Origin of the sequence: Lentzea indica, assembly GCF_012184385.1 — a bacterium.
In the GTDB taxonomy this organism is placed as follows: Bacteria; Actinomycetota; Actinomycetes; order Mycobacteriales; family Pseudonocardiaceae; genus Lentzea; species Lentzea indica.
The window spans coordinates 15,663-38,361 of record NZ_VSRL01000034.1; the positions used below are offsets into that span (position 1 = coordinate 15,663).

Genomic DNA, 22,699 nt, shown 5'->3' on the forward strand with positions numbered 1-22,699 from the left:
CTGCCTCCGCTCAGGTTCCGACCGCGGACATCAGCCAGTACCAGGCTGCCGCCGGTCGCTGCCGGTCCACGATCTCCGCGATGCCCGCGTGCACTGCTCGCTGGTAGTCGATGACGTCGCCGGCCGTGTCGTTCGCGTCGAAGTGGACGGTGACCGCGAACTCGTGGCTCGCGGCCCGGAAGTTCCGCTTCGCCGCCACTTCCGAGCCCATCGCCGGGTCGTTCGGGTCGCCCCGCTCGCCGAAGTACAGCGTCCGGTCCCGCAGCACCATGCCGGTCGGGAAGACGAGCTGTCCCTGCGTGCTGACCCGCTCGACGGACGGCGGGGAACCCAGGCGGACCCGGTAGACCGCGGACGGCTCGACGATGGTCCGCAGGAACGGCCCTGCCCCGGAACGCAACGGTTTGAGGCCCGTGTCGGCCACCAGCAACGACCCGTCGCGGTCCTCGACCACCGCAACCGGCGCGACGAGCGGGTTCTGCGGCAGACCGGCCAGCAACCGCACCGCGGTCCACGCCGCAGGGTTGGCGCGGTTCACCTTCAGCAGGTCGCCAGGAGCAGCGGTGCCGTCCTGCTCTCGCGCGTCGGTGACGATGATGTCGCCGCCGGCGGTTCTGACCATCCCCACCGGGGTCATGGCGCCGGTCAGGGGGCGGCGTTTCCAGGTGTTGGTGGCCAGGTCGACGTCGACGACATCGGTCACGTCCAGGATCAGCAGGTGACCCGCGTCGAACACCATCGCGTTCGGCAGGTTCAGCGTGACCCCCGCCGGCATCGCGACCACGGTCTCGGTGAACGGCTGCCCGGCCGTGATCCGGATGAGCCGGAACGCGCCCGCGCGCAGGTCGATGACGTACAGAACCCATTGCGCGCCAGAGGTGTCGAAAGCCAGTGCCACCGGCTGTTCCCACTTTCCGGCGCCGAGCGGCACCGGTCGCGCCGGGGCCCCGTCCAGGTCGGCGAACTCACCGGTCAACGTCATCCGCCACACACCGGCGGTCTGGATGCCGGGCGCGCCCGAGTCACCGACGACGAGCCGTCCGTCGGGGGTGATGCCCAGGCACGCGACGCTGGTCAGACCCGGATAAGGCTTCTCAGGCGGAGGCAGGAAACACGGCCCCTGCGTGACCAGGGCGTGGATCGAAGCGGCCTCCGTGCCGCGCAGTCGGGCGAAGAGCACCTTTGCCGCGCCGTCGATGGTGATCCGCTGCCGCGCGACGTCAGCGCTGTACAGGTCGAGGTAGCGGGCGATCCCCGTCTGACTCCCGCGTTGCCCGTAGATCCTCACGATGTCGCGGATCGCCTTGCGCTGCAGGCGTTCGTCCCATTTGGACTGGAGTTCCAGGCCGACGACGCCTGCCAGCCAGGGCAGGAAGTCGGCGCGGACCGACGCGGGGTCGAACAGGGTGGGCAGCAGGTCGATGAACTCGGCCAGGCCCGGATGGGAGTACTCGACGTCGTCGGCCCGCCCGCTGAGGATCTTCTCGAACACCTTCAGCAGCCCGTCGAGATCCGCGTTCCCGTGGTAGATCCGGGGCAGATGGGCGAAGTATGAGCTCGCGGGCGATGTCATAGGTCCTGCTCCACGGTGACCTCGTGGGCGCCGAAGCAGACCAGCTCGTAGTCCGTCACCCGGACCAGGCTCGGCGAGTCGGTGGCCAGCTTGAACGGGCGGTGCTTGGCGTCGTCCCAGGCGAGTCCGGCCGGGTGGTAGGGCGGCGGGAACTGCGCGGAGAGCAACAGAGAGCTGATGTAGCCGATGTGATCAGCGGGCTTGATCGCCCGGTAGAGGTCCGACGAGTAGAGGTTCTGGCCGATCTCCCAGCCGTCACCGGAGTTCCCGCCACGGGTCGGGTGGAGGAACTTTGTGATACGTTCCCGGATCTCCGCCTCCACAGTGGACACGGTGGTGTGGCCGCCGGACACCGCGCCGGGGAACACCTTGGCCTTCACCGAGACCTTGATCGGCAGGTAGCGCGGCCCGCTCACCCGCAGCGCCGCCGTGACGTCCCGGGCCGCGTCGAGCTCCGAGATCACCCGCTGCACCAGCGCGACCGACGGTTCGGGCCGGGCCACCGTCTTCTCGCCCTTGGGCACCACGATCACCTGAACGTTGCCAGGCGCGCGCAACAGCCCTGCGAACGTCCACGGGCCACGGGTCTTGTCGACGTACGGAGGCAGGCAGCGCACCTTCGCGATCTCCGACGAGGCCTCACGGGCGAGGAACTCGTAGTCCTCGGCGGTGATGGCCCGGTCCCTGGTGCGCAACAGCTTGGGCGCCCGCAGTTTGGCCGCCTCAACGGATTCCTCGTCCTGACCGCCGACTCCGCGCACCGGGTTGGTGACGCCGGCGATGTCGGCGATCCCCTCCGCCGGCATCATCACCGCGCCCGCGGCCACGTTTCCCGCAGCACCGGAGGCGACATAGCGGTACCGCGCGGTGACGTTGGCGCCACGCGGCGGCGCCGGACGTCCGGCGGGAGCGGCGAACGTGATCTCGGCGCTCGACGGGTCGAGGTGGAAGGTGTCGGCGGCGATCGTGTCCGGATGCGCGAGCCGCCAGGGCGAGCCGTCGATCTCGACCTCGACGTGGTGCAGCGGTTCGGGGTCCGACCGGTCGAGGAACACCGGCCGGTTCCGCAACGGCAGCACCTGGGGGTTGCCGGTGGCGACACCGACGACCTCCAGCGCGTCCCGTCCGGCGGTCAACGCCGTGGAGGCCGGCACGGTGTTCAGCAACAACCGCCGGACGTTCACGCTCTGCGCCGCCGTCGGGTGCTGCAGCACGAGCCCGATCCAGCGGCGAGCCGGATCGTTCGCGGCCGCCCCGGACGGCTTGCGGTTCCAGTTGAACGGGTTCTGCGCGGCCCAGGCCGGAGCGGCGGGCAGGCGCAGCCGCACCCGCCCGGCGTGGGACGGTCCGACCAGGGCCGGCGCGATCTCGACCGCGAGCTTGGGCCAGTCCTTCGGTTCCTTCTTCGGGTCGGTGCCCGCGGGCCTGGTATCACTGGAAAAGGTCCAGGTCGCGGTGGCGAGATCGGCGGGGATCGGCTCGTCGACGCCCTTCACCTGGTACTCGATCTCCACGTACACGTCGAGCGTGTCCACAGGCAGAGCGAAGTCCTTTGTGAACCCCAGCAGGAGCACGGCCCGGTCCTTGGGCGGCGCCAGGTCGATCCGCATGCCCACCGGATCGGGCGGGAGCATCGGCGCGGCGATGTCGGCCGGAACTCCCTCTGCCCCGGTGGCCGTCTTCTCGATCAGGAGCACCTTCTCGACCACGGCCGGCACGGCCCGGCAGTCGGCCTCGGTCTGGAAGACCACAGGCGGCTGTGACTCGGTTCCTTTCGTCTGCGCCAGCACGGCTTTCGGCACCAACGCCGACCTTCCCGCGATCGGCGTGAACGTCAGCAGCGTGCGCGCGGGCAACGCGGCGGCACGCGTTATGCCCAGCAGGTTCAGGAACGCCACCTGGCTCTTGGCGGGCACCTGGTTGAGCCGGTAGATGAGCTGTTCGACCAGGTAGGCGAACAACTCCACCAACGTCAACGCCGGATCGCTCGGCGACCGCGTCGTCAGCTGCGGCGCGTACTGCGCGATCAACGCCGTGGCGTCCGCGACCAGGTCGTCCCACCGCCGGTCGTCGAGATCGGGCGGGACGAGACGTCCGCGATCGGAGCCGGGCGCGGTCACCGCGGTGCCCCCAGCTCGACGGCGACGGTCGTGGACCGTTGCTCGGCACTCTCCCGGGTCCGGTAGTGGACGGTGATGACAAGAGCGTTGCGGTCCAGGTCGTTGACGACGTCGACGGTCCCCAGCTCGATGCGCGGCTCCCACCGGGTCAGCGCCGACTCCACGTAGAGCCGGGCCAGGTTCGCCGTCGCCGCGTTGTTCGGGGCGAAGACGAGACTCGCCAGCTCACAGCCGAAGTCGGGCCGCATCGCCCGCTCGCCGGGGGCGGTGCCCAGGATGATCCTGATCGACTGGTCGAGGATGGCGGGGCCCGCGACCTCGGCCACTCCGCCGCGCTCGGTGATCGAGATCGGGAACGCCGTGCCGCGGCCGTGGGATTCGACGCGCAGCGTCATGTCACCACCCCCGCCGTGAGGAACTTCTGGTTGGGGACGGCGACCAGGCCGGGCGCCGGCGGCACCGGAGGAGGCACCCCGTCGGTCGTGCCGTCGAAGCCCTGCAGGCCCAGGACGGGCTTTCCCTCCACGGTCAGCCGCGCCACGAGTCCACCGGTGACCGTCACGATCCGCGTGCACTTCTTGCTGGACGGCAGGTTGTCCACGGTCACACAGCTCGTCGGCGGGACCGTCGTCCCCGCCAGGCTGTCCACGCTCAGCACCCCGGCGCCGAGGACGGTGAGCCGTAACGAGCCGGTGACGGGGATCGGCGCCAGCGGATGGGTGCAGCTGACGACGCTGGCAGCGGTGAGGATGAAGTTCACGACGTCCTCCCGCTCACGTCCATGGTGCCGAGCACGCCGACGCGCACGTTGACGGCCTTGATCTCGATGTCCCCGGTGGGCGTGAAGGTCAGCGAGCTGCCGGTCTTGTGGGTGATCGAGATTTCCCCGGGAGCCGTGCCGGGAGGTGGCGGCTCCTGCACGCTGCGCAGGCTGCCCAGCACGATCGGGTTCGCGAACTGCCCGTGCTCGAACGCGACGACGACCTTGTCCCCCGGATCAGGCAGGAAGACCGTGCCGCTGAGCTTGCCGGCCAGCGGTGTCACGCAGGGCGCCATCACGATGTCGGCGGCGTCGGAGAACCACGGGAACCGGATGCCGAGCTTGTGCGTGACGGGATCGACCATCAGCACCTCCGCGATGACCACGCCGTTGACGGGTTCCTCCTGATCCGGTGGCGCCGAACCGCCGATCGCCTTGCGCACCAACTGAAGAACGCTGGCTCCTGCCCGCTGGGTGACGTCGAACTCCGTGCGGTAGCCCCGTTTGTCGAGCGTGTGGGTCACCTTGCTGAGCCGGTACAACCCGCTGAACCGCTTGCCGACCCCGCGCACGGACACGAAGGTGTTGGCCCGCAACTGAGGCAGCCCCACACACGAACCGTGCGCCTCGTACATGCCGTCGAGCAGTTGCTGGAGCAGGGACTTGGCCAGTGCGAAGGCGTCGATCGGCGATTTGACCGGCCTGCCGCGCACCACCCGGCGCCCGAGCGAGGTGAGCGCCTGAAGTGCGCTGCTGCCCAGCCGTTCCACGAGCGAGTCGAGATCCAGCGCGGCCGTGCTCATGATGCCGACGATGCTCTGCGCCAGGTCCTCGTTGTAGCCGCGGACCACCTGGACGCCGGCCAGTCTCGCGTTGCCGACGCGCGGGGTGAAGCTGCTGAGGTTGCGGCCCCACTCGAGCTCCACCGCCTCCAGCTGCGGGCGCGGGTAGCGGAAGTAGAGCTTGTCCCACCACACGTAGACGTCGAAGAAGTTGTCGGCGGCGCGGCGCTTCAGCAACGCCATGTCGGTGCCCGTCTGCGGCAGCGCGGTGTGGGTGAACGGCGACGGGTCCACGATCGGGATGAGTCCCGCCTCGATCGCGATCTGGGCGGCCACCGCGCTGTCGTTGACGAACCGGAACGCGGGCCGATCGGGCACGTCGTGCCGCAGCCGCAGCGACCGGTCGTAGCCGACGATGGTGATCGTCGGCGGCCCGGACTGGGGGAAGTCCGGTTCGATGGAGGCGATCTCGCCCAGCATCATCGGTTCCGTGCCAGAGCCGTACCCCAGGTGGATCTCGACGGTCTTGCCCAGCTCGAACAGCGGCGAGTCGGTGAACCGGTTGCCGGCGTTGTCGAGCACGATCGTGAACATGTCGGCCAGCTCGACGTTGTTGTCGTAGCGCACGCTGATCAGGTGCCGCGCCACGTCGGCGGCCAGGGTGACACCGCTGATGCGGATGTCGGCGCGCGGGGCGTAGGTGTCCATCTTCATGCCTGCCGCCCCGGGAGGACGATCCGCTGTCCTGGCCGCAACGACAGCGGGTCGGTGATGTCGTTGGCGTCGGTGATCTCCCGCCACCTGCGCGGGTCGCCGAGGTGACGGGCGGCCAGCTTGGACACGGTGTCCCCTTCGGCGATCACGTACACCCGCGCGTCCAGGATGTTGCTCACCGTTGGCGCACCGACGAAGAAGCCCTGCCGGACGTTCAGGTCGACGCGCACGAACTCGGTGAAGCGCACCGAGATCCGGGCCCGCACCGGGGTGCCGTCCGGCAGGAACATGGTGAATCGCTGATCGGCTTCGGAGAGCACGCAGGTGAGTCCGAAGCTGCCCATGACGAACGCCAGCACCGGTGGCGCGTGGGTCCGCGGCAACGGCGCGAGCAGTGCGATGATCCGCTGGGTGTGGGCCCGGACGTCGGTCGCCGCCTCGTAGGTGTCGAGAAACAGGTCCATGCTGAGCACCCGCGCCTGACCCCGGACGTACTGCACGGGCGACGCGCCCAGGCCGGGGATCGGGATCTCGGCGAACTCGTTGCGCTGCTCGACCCGGTACTCCTCCGGGTTGTACATCACCGCCAGCCGCTCGCCGGAGTCGGTGTTGACGATGGTGGCCTTGGCCAGCTGCGCCGCCATCCTCAGCCACCTCGCTCGACGTCGGACTTGATGCGGCGCAGCAGATCCCGGTAGATCGTGTCGGACAGTTCCGCCACGTCGGGGAAGGCTGCCGGGGCGGCCGTCGGTTCGATCGTCCTGTCGGTCGCGGCCGTCATCGGCGTCGCGGCGGTGGCCAGGGCTTGAGGTGGGCTGCCGGTGTGGCTCACGGATTGCGGTACTCGTCCTGGAACCGTTCCCCGGTCAGGAAAATCGGGTGCGACGCGGGGCCTGCCGCCGTCGAGCGCGGCCCACTCGTGGGCGTGCGCCCGCTGTTCCTCTGCCGCCTTGCCTCCTGCCGTGGCACGGTCCCACGACGCCGCCGTGGAGTTCTGCCTGACGTGCCAAGCCTCGTGGGCGAGCAGTGCGAACCCCTCCGGCTCCGACGGCGCGAGCCGGCCGTCGTGGAAGAAGACTTCGTCGCCCATCGTCACCGCGTCGGCACCGTGTGCGCGAGCGACCGCGTCCGCGGCGGCATCGGCACGCACCCGCAGCGGGGGCATGTCCGGGCCGACGACCGCGCGCAACCGTTCGGTGACATCGCCGGGCAACTCGTGCGAAGAGTCGGGATCACCTTGGCGCACAGGCCATACCGGTTCAACGGTGGGCGTCAACGGCTCGACCGCATCGGGGACCTCGACCTCCACCCGTTCGCGTCCGATCCGGGCGGACTTCGCGAGTTCCGCCGCACGCCCGGACACGGTCTGGGCAGCCGCGGTCCACCCCGGCGACGCGGTGCGCCGCCGGGTCAGCAGCCGGACCTGCTCGGCCAGCTGCTCGCCGAGAGTCCGATGTGGATCTGGCACGGCCGGTCCCTCCTACGAGTCGCGCTGAGGTGCCACCGCGAGTGCCGCGGCCAGCCAGCGCCGCCGTTCGGCGTGGTCGAGCTCCATCAGTTCGGTGTGGGTCCAGTGGACGAGTTGTCCGAGCTGGGCGACCTCGTGGTAGACCCGGTCCACGGGGTAGCCGTCGATTCCCCCGGCGGTGGTGCCTCCGCGGCGAACTGGCCGTTGCAGTGCGGGCAGGTGACACCGAACTCACGGGCGGACAGGCCGTTGACGCGGTTGTACAGCTCCTGCAGGTAGGTCAGGTCCTGGGAGAACAAACCCTCGATGGTCGCCGGATTGACCTCGGTGACCGTGCCGATCCGCAGGACCACCCGCGACAGCAGGATGACGATGAGATAGGTCGGCAGGGCGCGCACCCGCGGGTCCTTCATCGGCAGGATCTCGTCGGCCGCGGTCGCCAGCCGCATCACACCGTGCCGGTGCAGAGTGCCCGCGGAGTCGAGATACCCCAACGGCAACTCGAACTCGTGCTCGGTCGTGAACATCGGACTACGCCCGCGTGATGCCCTCGTGCGCCAGCACAAGGGTCTCGACGGCGATCTCGTTCCCGGTGGCCTGGAACGAGCCGCCTTCCCATTTCGTCGGCCAGGCGGCGATGAAGTTCCACCGCACCACTTCCCGGCGGTTCGCCAGGTCGTAGACGACGATCGAGCCGTTCTTGCGCGCGATCGTCCCGTTGATCACCTGCTGGCGCCAGTTCCACAGCTCGGTGGAGTCGGTGAGCCCCCACTTCAGGGTCAGGTTGCCGTAGCTCGTCTTGCCGGGCAGTTTGCGGACGGTGACGTTGTCGCCGCCCTCCCGGGTCTCGATCACCTCGGTGGTGGCCTCCATCCCGGTGCACTCCCGGAAGCTGGCCTGCGAGATGCCGTCGAGCTCGACGAGGAAATTGAAGCTGACGTACGGGTCGACGCGCGCGCCGGTCTGCGCCATGGCTCATCCTTCCTGTACCTGGCCGCCTCCGGCCGACATGCCGATGCGGACGACCACGAACTCGGCCGGGCGCACCGGGGCGGCGCCGATCTCCAGCACCACCTGCCCGAGTTCGCGCAGCCCCGGCGGGTTGTTCTCGTCATCGATCTTCACGTAGAACGCCTCGCCCGCCGTCGCCCCGAACAGCGCACCACTGGCCCACACCCTGGTGAGGAACTCCGTGACGGTCCGTTCGAGCTTCTTGCGCAGGGACAGGTCGTTCGGCTGGAACACCGCCCAGCGCAGGCCTTCCTGAAGGGATTCCTCGATGAACATGAAGAGCCGGCGCACGTTGACGTAGCGCCAGACGACGTCGTCGGACGTGGTGCGCGCACCCCACACCAACGGCCGCCCGCCGCCGAAAACCCGCAACACGTTGACACCGTTGGCGTTCAGATCCCCCTGATCGACGTCGTCGAGCGCGTTCGCGACGCCGACCGCCCCGGTGATCGGCTCGTTGGCAGGTGCCTTGTGGACTCCGTGCTCGGCGTCGCTGCGGGCGTAGACGCCGGCCAGGTGTCCGGACGGCGGGACCTGCAGCGTGCCCGACCCGCTCGGGTTGGGCACGGTGATCCACGGGTAGTAGAGGGCGGCGTAGCGGGAGCGCACGGTGAGCCGGTGTTCGAGGATCCCGGTGGCCGACTGGTCGGCCTTCGTCGCGTCCACGAGCGCGAAACGGTCCTTCATGCGCTCGCAGTGGGCGATGACGTCGGCCTGGATGCCCGCGTCCGGCCCCACCGCGTCGGGCACGCAGACGAGGCTGATGTCGTCGATCGTCGCCAGGACGTCCAGTGCCGCCACGTACTTCGCCCGGTCCACTGTGGACGGGTCGTCGGCGGTTCCCCCGGCCAAGGGTTTGTTGGAGATGGCGACCGGCCGGTTCTTGGGCGGCGGTGTCGTGTTGGGCACTGCCGCGACCGTCACGGCGGTGGAGTCGACCACCCGGCCGAAGTAGCGGCTGTGGCGCGGGTCCAGCGCCAGCTTGTCGTACGACTGAGTGCCGTCCGGGTGGTTGATCGTCAGGAGGAACTCGACCGACGCGATCGTGGCCTGGGGCTGTCCTGCGGCGAACGAGTAGGGGTTGGCCAGGCCGGGCGTCACCGTCACCAGGCCGCCGGCCACCGCGTCCACGACGACGGTCTCCTTGGTGGCGCCCTTGGTGATCTGCAGGACGGTGCCGCGCTCGACGCCCGTCGAGGGGGTGAGCCGGAACGTCGTCTGCCCCTGCACCAGATCGGCGGTACGCACCGAACCGGTCGCGGGAGTGCCCGCCGGCAACGCGGCGTTCAGAAAGAGCCTGCCGTCCCTGACCCTGGTCACGACCGCCCGTTTGCCTTCGTAGTCAACGGTTTCGCCTGCCGCGAAGGCACGCGCGTCGTCGGCCGTGGTCAGGGTGATGATCGTCCCCGCGCCGGACGCCGGTTTGGCCCCGACCGCCAGGAACTTCGCGCCGGTCACGATCTCGGCCGCGGCGGTGGTGACGGTGATCAGCTGCCCTGCTGGACCTTCCTGCCTGGCAGTCACCTTCAAGACCGGCTTGCCGGCTTCGTCGACCAGTTCGAGCGACGAGTTCGTCGCCGTGCCGACGCGAACGACGTAGGCAGCGGTTCCGCCGTTCTCGAAGAAGCCGCGCACGGCGTGGGCCAGATACCGAGTGTTGAGGTAGTCACCGAACATCTCGGTGAAACGGGTCCAGTTGGTGACCTTCTGCGGGCTGCCGATGGGACCCTTCGCCGCGGAACCGATGAACGCCGCCGTGCTCGTGCCCACGCCGGGAATCGGTCCGACAGCGGGCCGTTCCTCGATGTACACGCCGGGGGCCCGGCCCTGGTAGTCGACCATCGAACGCCTCCGCTCCGTCCGCCGTTGCGCGTGGCCGACGGTGACAGAGGCGGTGTCACCCGGCTGTCACCGGCGCATCACCCGCGCGGCGGAGTCCGGCCGATCAACGCCGCCATCAGCGGCGACGGCGCCGCGCCGAGCTCGCTGTGGATCAACGTCCGGTAGGCGTCGTACGTGCGGAAGGCGACCACCAGGTTGCCTTCGGCCATGTGCGCCTGGATCAGGGCGCGTTGGGCACTCTCACGCAACGGGTCGGCGCCGACCGCGACCAGTGCGGCCTCGACCGCCTCGGCGAACCTGCCTGCGGCGGCCAGGTGCCGGCTGAGGTCTTCGAGGGCGTGCAACACCCGCTGGCGCAGCCGTTCACGCTCGTGGACCGCCCAGTCGTCGTACCACCCCGGCAGCAGGTCGAGCGCCTCGTCGCACCACGGCATCAGTGCCAGGTCACTCGCTCGCACCTGTCCCTCGATGAGTCTTCGGGCCCAGTCGCCGGCGATGTGGGCGTCGACCGCGACGTCTGCTCGCAACGCCACCGAGTTGCTGTCGGCGTCGACGAGGGCGACCCCCGTGCTCCGCATCCGCCACAGCACGGAACGCAGGTTGCCGGCGGCCCTGCGATCGGACACCGCGGGCCACAACACGCCGGCGGCGACGGTCCGATCGATCCGCAGCCGCCGCATCGCGACCAGCGCGATCAGCCGTTTGCAGCCCTCTGGCAGATCGGTGCGATCGCCGCCGACCGTGACGAACGGCCCGCCGAACAGGTGCAGGTAGGGCCGGTCGGTCTCGGTAAGTGGTAACCCGGACATGGCCGCTCCTCCCTCGCACGGTCCGTCGGTGTGCCATGGCAGTTAAGACATCGCTCCGCTCTGACCGGAAATACAGATGACGCGAGGGAATCACCCGGATGGCCCCTTTCCGGCCACTCCGCTCGGCTGAATGCGGTGATGAGGATCAGTACATGTGAGGTGCCAGACGTCGACACCGGCGCCCAGGACACCCCAGCACCTGCTTTGCTTTCCGGGTGATCCTCATCAGCGCCCGCCTCACGATCCGGCCGTTCCGCGCCCAGGACGCACAGACGTTGGCGGACTACCGGTCAGACCCCGACGTAGCGCGCTACCAGGGCTGGAGCACGCCGTTCCCGGTCGACGCCGCCGCGCGGATGATCGCGGAGATGACCGATCCCGCCGAGCCGGGCTGGTTCCAGTACGCGGTCGACCTCGACGGCACCTTGATCGGCGACATCGGCGTCAACACGCACGAGAACCTCATGCAGGCCGACATCGCCTACACGCTCGCCCCGGCGCACCAGGGCCACGGCTACGCCACCGAGGCTGTGCAACGGATGTTGCGGCACCTTTTCACCGACCGCGGCCTGCACCGCGTGTCCGCCGAGTGCGACGCCCGCAACGAGCGTTCGGCGAAGCTGTTGGCACGGCTGGGTTTCCGCCAGGAGGGCCACCGCGTCGAGCACAGCTGGATCAAGGGCGAGTGGACGGACGACCTCCTGTTCGGCCTGCTCGCCAAGGACTTCAGAAGTCCTTCGTAGCAAACAGAACGAGTGGACCCGCGCACGAATGCCCAGGTCCACAGTGGATGATCGCTATTCCAGTGCCCGCAGAATGTGCGGCTCCGCCTCCGTCTCGGTGCCGAGCAGGTGGCCCGCCAGGGCCCAGCCCTCGAGATCGGTCATCTGGTGCGGGATCGGCAGTTCGACGTCGGGTACTTCGGGTTCCATCGCAAACGTTCCTCCTCGGTCAGGCCACCAGCGCCTGCTCGCGCAGCTCGCCTCGGATGGCGCGGGTGAAGATCCGGTAGGTCGTCTCGGTCGGCTCGACGTCCAGGTCGTGCTGCAGGCGGCGCAGGCAGATGTCGTACCAGGTCTGCACCTGGCCGAGCTCGCCCTGCTTGCCGTGCACCACCATGAGGGTCTGGTAGAGCTCTTCCTGGTACGGGTCGACCGCGAGCAGGCGCTGGCACATCCGCACCGCGCCGAGGCGGTCTCCCCTGCGCAACGCGTCGGCGCGCAGGTAGTGCAGGGCCTGCAGGACCAGCGCCTTGCTGCACGCGCGCTGCTCGTCGATCCAGTCGCCGGTCTCGGTGGCCAGGAAGTCGCCGGTGCACAGGTCGACCGCGCGGGTGTAGTGCCGCAGCGCGGTGGCGTGGTCGCCCGTCAGCTCGGCCGCGCGGGCGGTGTCGATCGCGGACGAGAACTCGTCGAGGTCCAGCCACACGTTGTCGGCCTTGAGCATGTAACCGTGGTCGCGGTTGACGATTTCCACGGTGGGGTGGCCCGAATCGGCCGCGTGCAGCACCTGGCGAACGCCGTGCATGGCGACCTTCAGCGAACTGCCCGTCGGCGACCATTCCCTGGCCGGCCAGAGGACCTCGTACAGCTTGTCCCTCGTCACCACCCGCCCGCGGTTCACCAGCAGGTACTGGAAGAGGCTGCGGGCCTTGCCCGCGCGCCAGCGCTCGACCGGCCGGCCGCACACGTGCACCGAGAAATCGCCGAAGAATCGCGCCGAGACAGCAGCCCCTGTGGTTTCTCGCAGCATTGGCGTCGCCTTTCCTGCCGACCGGAATTCGTGTAGCCGACTTTATGACGCTCGTCACCGCCCCTCAAGTGGGCTTCCCCGGGAACGACGACAATGTGCGGATGGTCGTAGTGCGGCTACGACCCTGGTCGTAGTGGCATTTGCAGAATTCGTACCGCCGCTGAGGAGACCTCGGCTCGATAGGCTCGTCGCATGTACCTGACAGAGCAGTCCAAGATTAGCAGGCTGGCCGACGCCAGAAACCTGCGTCTGTGCTGGACGGAAGCGCGGCCGGTCGTGCAGGGAATCTTCGCGCTGCGATTCTGCTGTGGGGCCCTCCTCGCCGAACACCACACAAATGGAGCAGTTTGGCCGAGGGTCGCCACCGTATTGGCGTGCTGGGTCGCCGCCACCTGGGCCATCTATCTGCTCAACGGCGTCGCGGACGTCGTCGAGGATCGCGAGAACGGTTCGATTCGCCCGATCGCACGCGGGCTTCTCCCGGTGGACCACGCGAAATCCGTGGTCGTGGCGTTGTCCGCGGCGGCGATCGGCATTGCCGCGCTGATATCACCCGCCGTGTGCCTGCTGGTTGTAATGCACCTCGGGATCGGTATCGCGTACTCGACCGGGCCGTGGCCGCTCAAAGGGAACGTACCGGGATTTCTCGGCGCCGTGGTCGCATTGGGCGGCCTGACCTATCTTTCCGGCTGGTACGCCAGCGGTGCGACCGAGATCGGCGTGCCGCTGCTGTTGTTCGGCGGGGCGATGTCGCTCTGGATGGCATTCGGCGGGGCCACCAAGGACCTTTCCGACACCACCGGGGATCGTCTTGCCGGACGGCGCACGCTGCCCGTCGTCCTCGGCGATCGCGCGGCGCGCGTCGTGATGGCGATTGGCGCGAGCGCGGTCGGGTGGGGGTTTCTCCTCGCCGCTCTCCGATGGGCGCCATCGCTCACGCCGGTCGGCTTCGTGGTGTGCGCGGGTTCGTTCGTGCTGACGGTCGTCGTGTCCAGCAAGGTGAGCTTGGGAGAGCGCTTCCGCCGCCGCCGTCCGTACCGAGCCTTCATGATTACCCAGTACGCCGCGCATCTAACGCTGCTTGTCTCACTCTTGAAATAACAGAATGCCGTGTAGTGTTGCGGGCGTCACACTGCGCGCCACAACTGAATGTCACGCACCGTAATAGCGTAGACACGGACCGCTTTTTGGGGGAGGGACGGCGGTGACCGACGGTCGATTAGGGGGCTTCCGCACCGACGTGCGCCGAGAAGTCGTGGACGCATTTAGCGCCAGGCTTCGCGAGGATCGTAGTCCACTCATAGACTTTTCTGATGTCCGCGAGCAGTTGGACCGGCAGGTGGGCACCGTGCTCGCGGACGTCGAGGCCGCGATCACCAACTGCCCGGCGGCGCCGCCGCCTCCGCTGACGACCGAGATCGGTGTCAACCGCGCGGTCCACGCCATCCACCCCGTCGAGTCGGTCAAGGCAGCGACGGCGTTGTTCGACGTCGCCCTGCCGGTGGTGGTGAACGAGCTGCGCCACCACGGCTGCGACGACGCCGAGCTGATCAAGGCGAGCAAAGCGCTGCACCGGTCGATCATGTTCCGCATCGCGCAGGGTTCCGTCGCCTACGCGAGCTACCTGCTGAAGAAGGTCACCAGCTCGCACGAGGACGAACGCCACCGCATCGCCCGCGAGCTGCACGACCGTGTCGCGCACTCCGTCGGCAATGCGCTGCAGCAGCTGCAACTGCATGATGCCTACCTGGCCGACGACCCGGCACGCGCGCAGGCGAAACTCAAGATGGGCCAGGACGTGCTGCGCGACGCGTTCGACGTCATCCGCCACCTCGCGACCGAGTTGCGCACGTCCGCGGTGGTGGCAGGGGGCCTCCAGGTCGCGCTGTCCGACTACCTCGACGCCCACGCGCCGTTCGGCATGGTGCACCACGTGGTGGTGGAGGGCGACGTGCTGCGCCTGCCCGCCGAGGTCGTCGAGGAGCTGTACCTGGTGCTGCGCGAGGCCGCTCGCAACGCGCTGCTGCACGCCGCCCCGCAACGCGTGGACATCGAGATCGCGGTGGGCGACAACCTGGTGCGGGCGAGCGTCAGCGACGACGGCTGCGGGTTCGACCTCGACCGGGCGGTGGAGTCGGCCGGCGGCATGGGCCTGGACTCCATGCGGGAACGCGTCGAGCTGCTCGGCGGCACGTTCACCGCGGCCAGCAGCATCGGCGTGGGCACCACGGTCACGGTGACGCTGCCCTGGCTGGATCCGGTATGACGGTGCGCATCGTCCTGGCCGACGACCACACGTTGTTCCGCGAAGGCCTGCGAGAGCTCCTGTCCACTGACCCGGACTTCCAGGTGGTGGGTGAGGGTTCCAGCGGCGACGAGGCGATCGCGCTGGCTGAAGAGCACCGTCCCGACGTGCTGCTGCTCGACGTCGAAATGCCAGGCCCCGGTGCCAAGGCGGTGATCCGCGCCCTGCGCACCGCGATGCCCGACATCAACGTGATCATCCTGACCATGCACGACAGCGCGGGGGTCGTCCGCGACTTGCTGCAGAGCGGTGCCGCGGCCTACCTGGTCAAGAACATCGCGCGCGACCAGCTGGTGGCCGCGGTGCGCTCGGTGAGCCGCAACCGGGAGAACGTCGTGCTGTCGATCCCGCGGGAGACCATGGATGCGCTGGAACCGCCCGCACAGCAGGCCAGTCCCTTGTCCGCGCGTGAGCTCGACGTGCTGCGGCTGGTGGCCAAGGCGATGAGCAACGCGCAGATCGCCGCCGCGCTGTTCATCAGCGAGGGCACCGTCAAGCGCCATCTGACCAACATCTACGGGAAGCTCGACGCCGTCTCCCGGGTGGACGCCATCAAGAAGGCAGCCGCCGCCAACCTGATCACCGGGCTGGAGCAGGCGTAGCGGCGCGCATCGTCCGCCCCGCCGCCGCGCAGGCGTGTCCGAGCCGCTCCATCAACGCCGGCAGCTCCGCCACGGGCAAAGCCTGCGCGCCGTCGCACAACGCGGTCGCCGGATCGTGGTGACTCTCCACGATGATCCCGTCCGCACCGACGGCCGCGGCGCCAGCGCCAGCGGCACCACCCGTCCCCTGGCGCCGGCGGCGTGGCTCGGGTCCACGATGACCGGCAGGTGCGTGCGCTCCTGCAACACCGGTACGGCGGCGACGTCGAGGGTGAACCGGTAGCTCGTCTCGAACGTCCGGATTCCGCGTTCGCACAACACGACCTGCTCGTTCCCGCCGTCCAGCAGGTACTCGCACGCGAGCAGCAACTCGTCCAGCGTCGCGGACAGCCCTCGCTTCAGCAGCACCGGCACGCGCGTGCGGCCGGCCTCCCGGAGCAGCGTGTAGTTCTGCATGTTGCGGGCACCGATCTGGATCATGTCGACGGCGGACGCCATGATCTCGATGTCGCGCACGTCCACGCACTCGCTGACCACCGGCAGTCCGGTCACCTCCCTCGCCTCGGCGAGCAGGCGCAGGCCGGGCGCCCCCAGACCGTGGAACGAGTACGGCGACGTCCGCGGCTTGAACGCCCCTGCCCGCAGGGCGTCGGCATCGGCGGCCCGCACCGCGCCGGCGATGGTGAGGAGCTGGCTGCGGTTCTCCACCGAGCACGGGCCGGCGATGACGGTGAAGTCCGGGCCGCCGATCGAGGCCGCGCCCAGCGACACCGGAGTGCGGTCGGGACGGCCGCGCAGGCGAGCCGAGCGGGGGTAGGCGGCCGGCAGCTTCGCGATGTCCAGCACGCACGGCTCGTCGGACAGCAGTGCGCGGATCTCGTCGCGGTCGCCGGACAGCGACAGCAGCTCAGGAGTGTGCACGCGCAGGCCACTGCCCGCGAACTGCACCAGGTCGATGACGCGGCGCCGGTCCGCGGGCGTGCACGCCTCGCTCAGCATGATGACGATCATGTGGTCAGACCCTTCAGTAGGCGGGCGTAGTCCCGCAGCACCCCGTGGGGCGCGCCCTTCGGGTGGTGTGCCTCGATCACGTAGCCGTTGGCGTCCGGTTTGACGTTCACCACCAACGAGAACTTCGACGTGCGGTACTCGGGCTCGACCGCGGCAGGACCGCTCGTGTCGAACACGAACATCACGTCGACCAGCGGCGCGGCCGCCAGGTACTCGGCGGGGAACAGCCGTTCCACCAGGTGTTCGAACGGGACGGTGGCGTGCGCGAACGCCTCGACCGCGGTCGTCCTGGCGCGGCGCACCAGGTCCGGGACTTCCCCGGAAGTGTTCACGCGCAGCACGAGCCGGTTGACGAAGTAGCCGATCGTGCGTTCGGTGTCGGGAGCGCGGCCGGACACCGACGTGCCGATCGCGACGTCGTCGCTGCCGATGCGTTCGCCGTGGAGCTTCGCGAACAGCGCGAACATCGTCATGAACGGCGTGGCTTTCGCCGCTCTGCCCAGCAGCCGCACCTTCTCCGCCACGTCTGCGCCGATCCTGACTCGCTCCACTGTGGACTCACGGGACCTGCCGTTGCGCGGTTCCAGCCCGGCCAGCCTGCGCCGCCAGTACGCGACCTCCTGTTCCGCGCGTCGCGACGCGAGCCATCCGCGCAGGCGGGCCGCGTGCTGGTGGTGCGGCAAGGACGGTTCTGGCAGCTCCTCGCCGCGGTACGAGCGGGTGAGCTCGTCCACGAACACGCGCATCGACCAGCCGTCGTTGGCGATGTTGTGGATGTTCACCAGCAGCAGGTCCTCCGGCAGCAGGCTCACCCGCAGCGGTGCCTCGGAGCCGAGGTGGAACGGGCGTTGGTTGTCCTCCCGCAGGGCCGTCTGCACGTCCGTGCCGACGACTTGCAGTCGAGGACGCGGAGCCGGGACCTGCCACAGCGTTCCGTCGTCCCAGTCGTACGCGGACGTGAGGATCTCGTGCCGGTCGAGCACGACGTCCAGCGCACGCCGCAGCCGGGATTCGTCCACCGGGCCCGGCAGGCGCAACGCCCACGGCCAGCTGTACGCCGGGTCGGCGGGATCGGCCTGGTTGAGCCGCCAGAAGCGCAGCTGACCCGGCGTCGTCGCCTTTCTGGCGGTCAGCAGGGCGAGCAGTTCGCGGCGTTCTTCGGACAGAGTCACGCGGACGACGATGGCGGGCAGCGGTTCGCCGCCGGTTACGTAACCGCGATCAGCTACACCCGCACGATGAACCTGTTGACACCGCTGGAGAATCCAGACGCGCCGGTGCGCGTGGTGTGCTTTCCGAACGCCGGTTCCGGTGCCGCGGGCTACCGCGCGTTCGCGCCGCTGCTCGCACCGGCAGCCGAGCTGACCGTCGTGCGGCTGCCCGGCCGGGAAGCCAGGATCGGCGAGGAACCGCACCGCAAACTGACGGAGCTCGTGCCCCGGCTGGCAGAGGAACTCGAGGAGTGCCTGGACGTCGGCACGCGCGGGCTCGCCTTCTTCGGGCACAGCATGGGCGCGCTGGTCGCGTTCGAACTGGCCCGGCACCTGCGCCGCACCGGCCGCCGGCTACCGGACCGGATCATCGCCTCCGGCCGGCCCGCACCGCACGTGCCGTATCCGCCGGGCTACGAGTTCGTGCACCGCCTGCCGGAGGAACAGCTCATCCGGCGGTTGCGCGGATACCAAGGCACGCCTGAGGAACTGCTGGCCGACACCGACCTGTTGCGCATGTTCCTGCCCACGCTGCGCGCCGACTTCGAGGTGGTCGAGACCTACGAGTACTACCCGGAGCTCCCGTTGCCGTGCGGCATCTCGGCGTACGGCGGGATGTCCGACGAGGAGGTGCCGCCCGCGACCGTGGCGAGCTGGGCCGAGCACACCTCCGGCGCGTTCCGGCTGCGGCTGTTCGACGGTGGCCACTTCTACCTCGAGGAGTCCCGCGCCCACGTCGCGCGTGTCGTTCTGGAGGATCTGCCAAGCTGGGTGCCGTGAACTCGATCACCTGGAAGCAGGTGGCCGCATGGCGTGCCCGGCGGCACGGCCTGCACACGTTGCGCCCGGCCACCGAAGCGACGACCGTTGTGAGCGAACTGTGCGGGGTCCACGCGCAGCTGATGTCCTCGGCCGGGCTGACCCTCCACGCGCGGTTGGACGGGTTCGCCGCCGACGAGGTCGACCGGCTGTTGTGGCAGGAACGGGCGTTGGTCAAGACGTGGTGCATGCGCGGAACGCTGCACCTGCTGCCCGCCGCCGAGTACCCGATGTGGCAGGCGGGCCTGGACACCTACGAGCACTACCGCAAACCGGTGTGGCTGCGGAACTTCCACATCACCGCCGAGGAACAGGACCAGCTGCTCGACGCGGTGCACGCGGCGCTGGACGGCCAGGTCCTCACCCGCGAGCAGCTCGCCGACGCGGCCGCGCGATCCAGCGGGAACCCCGCGATCGGGGACAGGCTCAGGGAAAGCTGGGGCGCACACCTCAAACCCGCGTCGTTCCAGGGCAGACTCCTCTTCGGCCCCAACGACGGCCAGAAGGTGCGCTTCGCCAGGCCGGACCAGTGGCTCGCCGCCGGCGAGGCACCGGCGAACCCGTTGCCGGAGATAGCCACGAGGTTCCTGAACGCGCACGGGCCCGCGACGCGCGAGGACTTCGCGCGGTGGTGGGGAGTCACGCCCGCCGAGGGCGCGAAGATCCTGGCAGGGACCGGCGCCCGGCAGGCCGAGCTCGACGGCCAGAGCTGGTGGGTCTCGGACCTGGACGGGCTGCGTGACGCCGAACCCGTGCGCGGCGTGCGGCTGCTGCCCGCGTTCGACCAGTACGTCGTCGCCGCCACGCGGCACGCCGAGCACTTCCTGCGCGGCGGGTCGACCGGCCTGATCTACCGGCCACAGGGCTGGTTGTCCGCGGTGGTGCTCGTGGACGCGATGTTCGCCGGGATCTGGCGGCACCAGCGCAAGGGCAAGCGGCTCGTGGTGGAGGTCGAGCCGTTCGACGCCTTGTCCGCCAAGGCCAAGAAGGGTGTCGAGGCTGAGGTCGACCGGCTCGTGGACCACCTGGGAGGCACGCCGGAGATCGTCTGGACCTAAGCACCTGGCCAGCAGTCTTGTCCGAAACCGCAGCGGCTGGCTGGCGCCAAGTGCGTCTGCAAGTACCACCAACTCTTGATCGAATCACCGTCAACTACACCCAACTTCTTCCGCATCCGCACCTGTGTTCTGGCCCGAAACGCCCTGTTGGTAGTAGAAAAGTGCCTGTTGATGTTGAGTTGATGGTACTTGCAGACGCCATCAGGGGCAGGGAGTTCAGGCAACCTGCTTAGTACTGGATGTACCGCTTGATCTCCGCCGCACGCTCCGGGCTCGCCAGGCGGGACACCAGGTGCAGCGCCATGTCGATGCCCGCGGACACGCCGGCGGCGGTGATCACGTCACCGTCGTCGACGAACCGGTCGTCCTCGCGAATCTCGATGGTCGGGTCGATGAACTCCAGGAACTCCACGGTCTCCCAGTGCGAGGTGGCCGGGCGGCCGGCCAGCAGACCGGCTGCGGCGTACACCAGGGAACCCGTGCACACGCTCGTCATCAGCGCGGTCGTGGCCCGCTGGCCGCGCACCCAGTCGAGGTGGTCCTCGTCCTTCACGAGCAGTTCGGTGCCCTCGCCGCCGGGGTGGACCAGCACGTCCCACGCGGGCGCGTCGGAGAACGAGTGCTGCGGCGTGAGCACCATCTCCTTCGCACACGTCACAGGCTTGCCGTCGCGTGAGACCGTGGCCACCCGGTAACCGTCTTCCGGATGGCGACCGGTCCACGCGGCGAGCACCTCCCACGGGCCCACCACGTCGAGCTCCTCCACGCCGTCGAACAGCAGAATGCCGATGTTCATGCCGACAGCGTGCGGTGTGCCGGTTACGTAACCGGCCGTTCCTAGCCTCGACGCCATGAGCAGCCCGAAGATCGTCGCCATCCACGGTTCCGAACGCAACCACGGCAACACCGCCGACGTGCTGGAGTACGTCGGCAAGGTGCTCGCGGCACGCGGGGTCGAGCTCGAGGTCGTCCGGCTCGGCGACCTCCGCATGTCGCCGTGCGGGCCCTGCGGGGACTGCAACTCGCGCACCGTCCCCTGTGCACTGGAGGACGACATTCCCGGTGTCGTGGCACAGATGGCTCGTGCCGACGGCATTCTCTACACCGCCCCGGTGCACGGGTTCGGCACCGGCGCGCTGATGCAGGCGTTCATCGAACGCTCGGGTGTCGGCTACATGCGGTTCGACCGACCGCTCACCAACAAGGTCGGCGGCGTCATCGTCATCGGCAGGCGCTACAGCCACACCGAGGTCTACAGCCACCTCATGACCAACGTGCTGCTCAACCGCATGATCATGATCGGCAGCGGCTTCCCGGCGATCGTCTACGGCAACCAGCCCGGCGACGTGCTGCACGACGACGAGGGGCTGCAGATGGTCGAGCGCATGGTGAACCGGATGGTCGACCTGATTCACGTGCTGCGCGAGCACCGGGAGCTCACCGGACGCGACGGTCTCGACACCGACCTGGCCAACGAGCGCGACGACAGGTGGTTCGCCGCGCGCCACTCCCCGATCGATGATCCATGGACTACCACGAGCTGTGCCAACGGTATTACGCGGGCGAACTGTCCGAAGAGGACATGGACGCGTGGCGGCTGGAGCGGCTGGACGTCGTACTGCGGCACGTGCGCGACAAGTCGGACTTCTATCGCAGGCACCTGCCGCGGGACGTGCCGTTCACCGAGCTGCCCTTCACCACCAAGGCGGATCTGCGCCGGGAGATGCGCGCCGTGCTGAGCGGCGGCGTCGACGAGGCCGCGATCTACTACGAGACCACCGGCACCACCGGCGCGCCGACGCCGTGTCCGCGCAGCGCCAGGGACATCGAGTGGAGCAACCTGCACGTCGAACAGTCGTGGCGGCACATGTTCGCACGGCACTTCGGCGACCGCATGCCCGTCGTCGGGCTGATGGGCCCGTCCGAGCTGTACGCGTTCGGCGACACGTTCGGCGACGTCGTGCAACGCATGGGCGCGTGTCACGCCAAGATCTGGCCGGAGTCGAGCCGGGTCGGGTTCGCAAAGGCGTTGCGGCTCATGCAGGAGCTCGACGTCGAGGTGATCGCGTGCGCGCCGACGCTGTGCCTGAACCTCGCGAAAGCCGCGCTGTACCACGGTTACCGGCTCAGCGACTTCAACGTGAAGCTGTTCCTGGTGCTGGGTGAGATCTGCACGCCGGAGTTCGCCGCGAACGTGAAGTCGATCTGGGGCGCCGACGTGCTGCCCGGCCTGTACGGCTCGCAGGAGGCACTGGCGATCGCGACCGGGTGCGTCGAGAACCGCCTGCACCTCTCCGACCCCAACTACCTGGCCGAGGTGATCGACCCGGACACGCTCGAACCGGGCCACGACACCGGCGAGCTGTGCTTGACGATGCTGATCGACGGCATCAAACCGCTGATCCGCTACCGCACCGGCGACCTCGTGCGGGTCGGCGGAACCTGCCGGTGCGGCCTGCCCGGCACGCCGATCGAGGTGATCGGGCGGGTGGACGACCGCATCGCACTGGGCGGCGGCCGGTTCCAGCCCGCCGAGATCGAGTCCGCGGTCCTGCACGACGTCACGGGCTGCCTCGGCTACCAGGTCGAGATCGACCCCGGCGACCGCGTCACCGTGCGGCTCGACCTGCTCGACGGCGACGAGAGCCTGGTCCGGCGGGGCATCGTCGAGCGGCTGCGGGACCGGCTCGGTGTGGGCGCGGACATCGCCGTCGACGCCGAGCTGGACCCGATCACCAACACCGGCGCGTTCGTGAGCTGGAAGGCCGCGCGCATCAAGGACAACCGCACCGGGCCCGACCGCATCGTCGAGGCCGCCCGCACCGCGGCGGCCCGGCACTCGTACACCACCTGACCAGGAGG

General features: G+C 69.2%; 24 protein-coding genes. 8 read left to right on the plus strand and 16 right to left on the minus strand.

All coding sequences use genetic code 11. From position 1 onward, the window contains the following. Positions 1–10: 10 nt before the first annotated feature. The 11 genes from FXN61_RS12380 to FXN61_RS12430 all read right to left on the minus strand — a co-directional run bounded on the left by FXN61_RS12380 (position 11) and on the right by FXN61_RS12430 (position 11,079). Positions 11–1,573 carry a phage tail protein gene (locus FXN61_RS12380; protein WP_167973390.1) on the minus strand — a complete coding sequence of 521 codons (1,563 nt, stop codon included), beginning with the start codon at positions 1,571–1,573 and terminating at the stop codon, positions 11–13. Continuing rightward, positions 1,570–3,693: a baseplate J/gp47 family protein gene (locus tag FXN61_RS12385; protein ID WP_167973392.1), complete on the minus strand. Its 2,124-nt coding sequence runs from the start codon at positions 3,691–3,693 to the stop codon at positions 1,570–1,572. The genes FXN61_RS12380 and FXN61_RS12385 overlap by 4 nt, the downstream gene beginning before the upstream one ends. Further along, positions 3,690–4,088 (minus strand): GPW/gp25 family protein, encoded by a 399-nt coding sequence (locus FXN61_RS12390; protein ID WP_167973394.1) that lies wholly within the window; start codon positions 4,086–4,088, stop codon positions 3,690–3,692. The genes FXN61_RS12385 and FXN61_RS12390 overlap by 4 nt, the downstream gene beginning before the upstream one ends. Continuing rightward, positions 4,085–4,453, minus strand: a complete 369-nt coding sequence (locus FXN61_RS12395; protein WP_167973396.1) for a hypothetical protein — start codon at positions 4,451–4,453, stop codon at positions 4,085–4,087. The genes FXN61_RS12390 and FXN61_RS12395 overlap by 4 nt, the downstream gene beginning before the upstream one ends. Continuing rightward, positions 4,450–5,949, minus strand: coding sequence for a phage baseplate assembly protein V (locus FXN61_RS12400; protein WP_167973398.1), 1,500 nt, complete (start codon positions 5,947–5,949; stop codon positions 4,450–4,452). The genes FXN61_RS12395 and FXN61_RS12400 overlap by 4 nt, the downstream gene beginning before the upstream one ends. Then, on the minus strand, positions 5,946–6,593 hold the full coding sequence (locus tag FXN61_RS12405) for a CIS tube protein (protein WP_167973400.1): 648 nt from the start codon (positions 6,591–6,593) through the stop codon (positions 5,946–5,948). The genes FXN61_RS12400 and FXN61_RS12405 overlap by 4 nt, the downstream gene beginning before the upstream one ends. A gap of 2 nt (positions 6,594–6,595) precedes the next feature. Next, entirely contained in the window at positions 6,596–7,417 is an 822-nt protein-coding gene (locus FXN61_RS51960) for an eCIS core domain-containing protein (protein WP_167973402.1), read from the minus strand. A gap of 86 nt (positions 7,418–7,503) precedes the next feature. Next, entirely contained in the window at positions 7,504–7,944 is a 441-nt protein-coding gene (locus tag FXN61_RS12415; RefSeq protein WP_223165407.1) for a hypothetical protein, read from the minus strand. A gap of 4 nt (positions 7,945–7,948) precedes the next feature. Beyond that, on the minus strand, positions 7,949–8,389 hold the full coding sequence (locus tag FXN61_RS12420) for a phage tail protein (protein ID WP_167973404.1): 441 nt from the start codon (positions 8,387–8,389) through the stop codon (positions 7,949–7,951). Positions 8,390–8,392: 3 nt separating this feature from the next. Beyond that, the gene (locus FXN61_RS12425; protein WP_167973406.1) at positions 8,393–10,270 is read right to left on the minus strand and encodes a phage tail sheath subtilisin-like domain-containing protein; all 1,878 of its coding nucleotides are present in this window, start codon (positions 10,268–10,270) and stop codon (positions 8,393–8,395) included. 77 nt (positions 10,271–10,347) lie between these two features. Further along, positions 10,348–11,079, minus strand: coding sequence for an AfsR/SARP family transcriptional regulator (locus FXN61_RS12430; RefSeq protein WP_167973408.1), 732 nt, complete (start codon positions 11,077–11,079; stop codon positions 10,348–10,350). 215 nt (positions 11,080–11,294) lie between these two features. On the opposite strand from FXN61_RS12430, the gene FXN61_RS12435 reads away from it, so the two are divergent. Further along, a complete protein-coding gene (locus FXN61_RS12435; protein WP_167973410.1) occupies positions 11,295–11,822 on the plus strand; it encodes a GNAT family N-acetyltransferase in 528 nt (175 codons plus the stop codon). 54 nt (positions 11,823–11,876) lie between these two features. Here the strand turns inward: FXN61_RS12435 and FXN61_RS54240 are convergent, their stop codons facing one another. Continuing rightward, complete coding sequence (locus FXN61_RS54240; protein WP_281360425.1) at positions 11,877–12,011, minus strand: hypothetical protein; 135 nt, start codon at positions 12,009–12,011, stop codon at positions 11,877–11,879. Positions 12,012–12,030: 19 nt separating this feature from the next. Next, entirely contained in the window at positions 12,031–12,831 is an 801-nt protein-coding gene (locus FXN61_RS12440; RefSeq protein WP_167973412.1) for an AfsR/SARP family transcriptional regulator, read from the minus strand. 192 nt (positions 12,832–13,023) lie between these two features. Between FXN61_RS12440 and FXN61_RS12445 the strand changes: the two genes are divergently transcribed. The 3 genes from FXN61_RS12445 (at position 13,024) to FXN61_RS12455 (ending at position 15,738) form a co-directional block, all read left to right on the plus strand. Beyond that, positions 13,024–13,932: a UbiA family prenyltransferase gene (locus tag FXN61_RS12445; RefSeq protein ID WP_167973414.1), complete on the plus strand. Its 909-nt coding sequence runs from the start codon at positions 13,024–13,026 to the stop codon at positions 13,930–13,932. Between the two features lie 238 nt (positions 13,933–14,170). Further along, complete coding sequence (locus FXN61_RS12450) at positions 14,171–15,097, plus strand: sensor histidine kinase (RefSeq protein WP_167973416.1); 927 nt, start codon at positions 14,171–14,173, stop codon at positions 15,095–15,097. Next, a complete protein-coding gene (locus tag FXN61_RS12455) occupies positions 15,094–15,738 on the plus strand; it encodes a response regulator (RefSeq protein ID WP_246291355.1) in 645 nt (214 codons plus the stop codon). The genes FXN61_RS12450 and FXN61_RS12455 overlap by 4 nt, the downstream gene beginning before the upstream one ends. A 51-nt stretch (positions 15,739–15,789) precedes the next feature. Here FXN61_RS12455 and aroF read toward each other — a convergent pair whose 3' ends face one another. Both aroF and FXN61_RS12465 read right to left on the minus strand, forming a co-directional pair. Next, entirely contained in the window at positions 15,790–16,749 is a 960-nt protein-coding gene (gene aroF, locus FXN61_RS12460; protein ID WP_223165408.1) for a 3-deoxy-7-phosphoheptulonate synthase, read from the minus strand. Next, positions 16,746–17,921 (minus strand): condensation domain-containing protein, encoded by a 1,176-nt coding sequence (locus FXN61_RS12465; protein WP_167973418.1) that lies wholly within the window; start codon positions 17,919–17,921, stop codon positions 16,746–16,748. The genes aroF and FXN61_RS12465 overlap by 4 nt, the downstream gene beginning before the upstream one ends. A gap of 66 nt (positions 17,922–17,987) precedes the next feature. Here FXN61_RS12465 and FXN61_RS12470 point away from each other — a divergent pair, with 66 nt between their 5' ends. Both FXN61_RS12470 and FXN61_RS12475 read left to right on the plus strand, forming a co-directional pair. Next, entirely contained in the window at positions 17,988–18,740 is a 753-nt protein-coding gene (locus FXN61_RS12470; RefSeq protein WP_167973420.1) for a thioesterase II family protein, read from the plus strand. Next, positions 18,737–19,837, plus strand: a complete 1,101-nt coding sequence (locus FXN61_RS12475) for a winged helix DNA-binding domain-containing protein (protein WP_167973422.1) — start codon at positions 18,737–18,739, stop codon at positions 19,835–19,837. The genes FXN61_RS12470 and FXN61_RS12475 overlap by 4 nt, the downstream gene beginning before the upstream one ends. Positions 19,838–20,066: 229 nt before the next feature. Here FXN61_RS12475 and FXN61_RS12480 read toward each other — a convergent pair whose 3' ends face one another. Continuing rightward, a complete protein-coding gene (locus FXN61_RS12480; protein ID WP_167973424.1) occupies positions 20,067–20,633 on the minus strand; it encodes a DJ-1/PfpI family protein in 567 nt (188 codons plus the stop codon). 55 nt (positions 20,634–20,688) lie between these two features. Between FXN61_RS12480 and FXN61_RS51965 the strand changes: the two genes are divergently transcribed. Both FXN61_RS51965 and FXN61_RS12490 read left to right on the plus strand, forming a co-directional pair. Next, positions 20,689–21,576 carry a flavodoxin family protein gene (locus tag FXN61_RS51965; protein WP_246291356.1) on the plus strand — a complete coding sequence of 296 codons (888 nt, stop codon included), beginning with the start codon at positions 20,689–20,691 and terminating at the stop codon, positions 21,574–21,576. Then, the gene (locus FXN61_RS12490) at positions 21,561–22,691 is read left to right on the plus strand and encodes a phenylacetate--CoA ligase family protein (protein WP_246291368.1); all 1,131 of its coding nucleotides are present in this window, start codon (positions 21,561–21,563) and stop codon (positions 22,689–22,691) included. Before FXN61_RS51965 ends, FXN61_RS12490 begins: the two co-directional genes overlap by 16 nt. Positions 22,692–22,699 lie beyond the last annotated feature (8 nt).

Coding starts and splice junctions, on each gene's coding strand:
- FXN61_RS12380 (WP_167973390.1), bottom strand. CDS start 1,573: ATGACATCGCCCGCGAGCTCATACTTCGCCCATCTGCCCCGGATCTAC.
- FXN61_RS12390 (WP_167973394.1), bottom strand. CDS start 4,088: ATGACGCTGCGCGTCGAATCCCACGGCCGCGGCACGGCGTTCCCGATC.
- FXN61_RS12400 (WP_167973398.1), bottom strand. CDS start 5,949: ATGAAGATGGACACCTACGCCCCGCGCGCCGACATCCGCATCAGCGGT.
- FXN61_RS12405 (WP_167973400.1), bottom strand. CDS start 6,593: ATGGCGGCGCAGCTGGCCAAGGCCACCATCGTCAACACCGACTCCGGC.
- FXN61_RS12415 (WP_223165407.1), bottom strand. CDS start 7,944: ATGTTCACGACCGAGCACGAGTTCGAGTTGCCGTTGGGGTATCTCGAC.
- FXN61_RS12420 (WP_167973404.1), bottom strand. CDS start 8,389: ATGGCGCAGACCGGCGCGCGCGTCGACCCGTACGTCAGCTTCAATTTC.
- FXN61_RS12425 (WP_167973406.1), bottom strand. CDS start 10,270: ATGGTCGACTACCAGGGCCGGGCCCCCGGCGTGTACATCGAGGAACGG.
- FXN61_RS12430 (WP_167973408.1), bottom strand. CDS start 11,079: ATGTCCGGGTTACCACTTACCGAGACCGACCGGCCCTACCTGCACCTG.
- FXN61_RS54240 (WP_281360425.1), bottom strand. CDS start 12,011: ATGGAACCCGAAGTACCCGACGTCGAACTGCCGATCCCGCACCAGATG.
- FXN61_RS12440 (WP_167973412.1), bottom strand. CDS start 12,831: ATGCTGCGAGAAACCACAGGGGCTGCTGTCTCGGCGCGATTCTTCGGC.
- FXN61_RS12445 (WP_167973414.1), top strand. CDS start 13,024: ATGTACCTGACAGAGCAGTCCAAGATTAGCAGGCTGGCCGACGCCAGA.
- FXN61_RS12455 (WP_246291355.1), top strand. CDS start 15,094: ATGACGGTGCGCATCGTCCTGGCCGACGACCACACGTTGTTCCGCGAA.
- aroF (WP_223165408.1), bottom strand. CDS start 16,749: ATGATCGTCATCATGCTGAGCGAGGCGTGCACGCCCGCGGACCGGCGC.
- FXN61_RS12470 (WP_167973420.1), top strand. CDS start 17,988: ATGAACCTGTTGACACCGCTGGAGAATCCAGACGCGCCGGTGCGCGTG.
- FXN61_RS12480 (WP_167973424.1), bottom strand. CDS start 20,633: ATGAACATCGGCATTCTGCTGTTCGACGGCGTGGAGGAGCTCGACGTG.
- FXN61_RS51965 (WP_246291356.1), top strand. CDS start 20,689: ATGAGCAGCCCGAAGATCGTCGCCATCCACGGTTCCGAACGCAACCAC.
- FXN61_RS12490 (WP_246291368.1), top strand. CDS start 21,561: ATGCGCGCCGTGCTGAGCGGCGGCGTCGACGAGGCCGCGATCTACTAC.